This is a genomic window from Clostridia bacterium, assembly GCA_014360065.1.
Taxonomy (GTDB): domain Bacteria; phylum Bacillota; class DSM-521; order Neomoorellales; family JACIYF01; genus JACIYF01.
Genome location: JACIYF010000183.1, coordinates 1 through 3,653, shown reverse-complemented (window position 1 = coordinate 3,653; position 3,653 = coordinate 1). Strand labels below are relative to the sequence as shown.

Genomic DNA, 3,653 nt, shown 5'->3' with positions numbered 1-3,653 from the left:
GCCATCGCCTCATGAGGCCACCTCCTAGATCTTGTCGATAAAGATGGGGTTGCACCAGACATCCGACGGCTCGCTGCCATCGGTGGCAGTAAACTCAAACTTCACCACGTAGAACGTATCGTTAGGAGGGGGCGATAAGGTTACGTACGTTTCCGTCCCCGGGTTGGCAATATTCCTTATGGGATTGCGCAAGGCATCAACTATACGCACCATGGTGCACTTACGTCCGGTTACCGGCTGCTGAACCAGCCTGAACTGAAGTTGGCCTTGGGCGCTGACCTTAATCACGCTGCCCTGGACAGTCCCGTTTACGGCAAAGACCCCCAGGTCCTTACGCCCGGAGGCGCTCACGTGACCCGATCGGATAGCGTTCCATATGGATGATCTCAGGTAATACTGATAGTCCTGAGTATAGACCCAGCTGAACCCTCTGTCGCCTGGGTTCGGCCCCCCGATTCCCAAGACTTTGTGTGAATCCGTATTGCCGACACCGACCACGAATTTCCCCGTTGCGATGGTATCTGCAAGGTTTACCCGAAGGAGGTCAAACCATTTGTTCTTCACTTCTTCGCTGGCTACATACTCATACGAAAGCAGCTCGATAGACCGAAAACCATAGACATTCCAGTCCGTCCAAGCAGGAGTCTTATAGGGATGCGCAATGACCGCATACGAGTATGGTGAGTTGTGATTGTTGATCGCATTGATCAACCCCTGAGGCGTATACGTCTGGTTATTGGGAATAGTAGCTGCTGTTTCCCTAAGGCAGTAGCCAAGAGCATCACCATTTCCGCCTGAGGCAGTGATTTCCCCTCCCGGCGCAACAACGATCCCATGGCCGGTCTGGGCATTATTACATTGAGCAACATAGGTTGGCCAGTTTTCGTTTATCCCATCTTCATGGTCAGTGACGATAACCCAGTGGAAACCAGAGTCTGCGGCATACCCAGCAAGGTCGTTTATCGTCCAACCCGACGAGTCAGGACTCCAAGACGAATGGATATGCCCATCTCCCCCGTGCCAGTAGGTCCGCACCGGTAGCTGTAGGATTATGACGTTGGTTTGGCTTACCAGGACATGAAGAGTGCCTTCGGACTCTATGCGCAGCTCAATGTCAATGGCCGCCTTATCTCCAAATTTGAGGTTATTGGCTGGAAGTCCTATGCTTACGGGCCCTTTGAATGCTTTCCCGAGCACTCTGTTGGCTTCAGGGGAGCCGGGATGCTGGGAAAGGAGCATAAGAACCTCTTCCGGCTTTTCGGTTACAACCTCTAGCAGCACCTCTTGGTTCAGCGTCTGGGCTCGGTAAGCGCCACTAATGCCGAGCGCGACGTCCCTGACTACCGCCCGCACAGGGTTCGGACCCAGGTTAATAAGACCAATTGGTGCATATGCTTTCGTTGGACACTCCTTCCAAAGCTCAAGCTCCATCAGAGTCACAAGCATCAGGCGGTTTCCGTTGGCCAGGGCGAAAATGTCCGCTTTTAGGTCGTCACGGTAAATGGTTTCTTGTGGCTGGGTGGAACTCAGTTTTGCCTGTTCACTGCCTCCTACATAGGCAGAAGCGGAGGGCAGAATCGACGTGGCCGCGATAAGCAGGGTTAAAAGGAGCACTCCCAGGACTCGACGCTTCATGGGCTTCTACCTCCGCTACCGTCATCTGTCAATTACGTTCGCGATAGGAAGGGGATTTTCCTGCAAGATGTTAGAGAATATTCTTTCGGCTAGGGAGAGCGTTGCAGCCGTGGTGCCTCGGACTAGGTTCCGACTTGGGCGCGCTTATGGGTGGAGGCTCTCCTGACACCACCGGGCCTGGCAGCGGCATATTTGGGAAAGCCTATTCCCTCAAGCTGGCGTTGATTGGTTGGGCTTGGTCACGATCGGGAAGCTTCTCCCGCGGAAAGACCTTTACCCAGGAACTGATTCGGGCTTGTGCCTTGGCCGGGGCTGAAGGATCAATACCCGGAGAGGTGGTGCCCATGATAGCGTCTAACAGCTGCCCATAGACAATGGACTCAACATCGCTCAGGCGGGGCATGAAGTTTTGGGTCTCCACCCCGGCCCGGGCCAGGGCTGGCTCCACCTTCTGGAAGAACTGGATGCTTCTCATGAGGTGGTTGTCGGCAGCCGCCAGGTGGCGCAATTGCTTTGGCTTCCCTTGCTCCTCAGAAAGTGCCTTAAGTTCCCCATCGGCCATCCTGAGGAAGCCAACACTGCGCTGATAGTCTGCCTGGGTGTTCAGGTATTCCTGGCGAGCGTGCAACAGGTCCTTAACCAAAAACCCTGCCACCACCATATTGATAGCTAAAGACACGGCCAGAATAACCTTGAATATCCTTGACACCCTCAACACCTGCTTTAATGAGTATTAACATAGTGGTGAACGCCGGTGGCCCCCGACCACACGTACCATATCGATCCTGACCCTCCGGTATAAAGGATACCGTATTTTACCTGCCCTTGAGGCCAGCACAAAAACCAAGTGTCAATAGAGGGCAGGGTAAACTCAAACACAGCTGATGCGCCGCTGTAAGTAGAGCCTACTTGTAGATCAGCCTCCGAATAGGGTATAGAGTTGGGCAAATCGACCCTGCTGTCGTCAGGGCGGTAAAATCGGACCGTCGTGTCAAATCCAGGCCCGGTCTCTGACACAACTTCGGTACCCTCCGTAAACATGCTGTTTACGAAAGCTTGAATCGTTAGAGTAGGTATGCCTTTGTAACAAAAAATGTCGTAGATGACGTTCTCTATCCATGCACTTGGGCCCGCCATGGTTTGTGGATCGGTGGCCCTGATCATAAGGTCATGGGCACGCGAGTCATCTGAATAGAAGCGCAGATTCATCTGCTGGCACCAGGAAAGGTACCCGAGGCTAGGCGGATAGGTTCTCTTAACCTGGTCAAGCTTGCTCCAAAGCCGGATACGCTCCCTGCCATAGTCTTTGCTGGGTAGATAGTATGCGGACGTGCTGATTACCACGGTACTGCCATCCAACTGCATACTGCCCAGCATGGCGCTGTAAGCACGGCCCTTATCATAATACTCGTAAGTATCCGTAGATGCGAAAGCTCCCATAGGACTCCCAAGTGCTAATATGCCCATGAACGCCACTATCAGCCCAATACGAATTCGGCTACTCACCTGCACCGCCTCCTATCGAGGGTTGGCTTGGGAGAAGAGCGAGATCACTTCGGCGGTCATAAGCCCTTGCCCAAAATGCAACGCCGAAAATCCTTTGCCCAGATCCCCTATCGTTACAGTGACCTCTGCCGCCTTGGAATCACTGTCACAAACCAGGGCCATAGCTATAAGATTGTCCCCAGTTCGGCCCTTGATGGTCCCGTCAAGGGGTCCATACACGACCGTTTGGCCAGTAGAAAGAGTCGCCTTTTTGAGCCTCTGCTTCTGATCCAAAGTGAAAGGGAAGGATGAGCTTCCAACTCTTAGTACGCCTTGTCCATTAACGTTTACTAGTCCCTCGGAGGATTCAGTTCCCTGGAAGGTAAGCTCAATTCTAGCATCCGCCTGGGAGGCAGAGGCTAGATCAAGACCGAGCATGTCTCTCCCGGCTTTGAGGTTTTCCGAGGCCTTAAACTTAGGGGGAATATCTTGGGAATTAAGATTTTGATTCACGTGGTAAACCTTAGGCTTAG

The 3,653-nt window shown here is 53.0% G+C and carries 4 protein-coding genes; all 4 read right to left on the bottom strand.

The window, feature by feature from the left end:
* Positions 1 to 24: 24 nt before the first annotated feature.
* Positions 25 to 1,635, bottom strand: coding sequence for a PHP domain-containing protein (locus H5U02_14600; protein ID MBC7343651.1), 1,611 nt, complete (start codon positions 1,633 to 1,635; stop codon positions 25 to 27).
* Between the two features lie 202 nt (positions 1,636 to 1,837).
* Positions 1,838 to 2,344: a hypothetical protein gene (locus H5U02_14595; GenBank protein ID MBC7343650.1), complete on the bottom strand. Its 507-nt coding sequence runs from the start codon at positions 2,342 to 2,344 to the stop codon at positions 1,838 to 1,840.
* Between the two features lie 14 nt (positions 2,345 to 2,358).
* On the bottom strand, positions 2,359 to 3,141 hold the full coding sequence (locus tag H5U02_14590; protein MBC7343649.1) for a hypothetical protein: 783 nt from the start codon (positions 3,139 to 3,141) through the stop codon (positions 2,359 to 2,361).
* A gap of 12 nt (positions 3,142 to 3,153) precedes the next feature.
* Positions 3,154 to 3,653 (bottom strand): hypothetical protein (locus H5U02_14585; protein ID MBC7343648.1); only part of this gene is annotated, 500 nt, incomplete at its 5' end.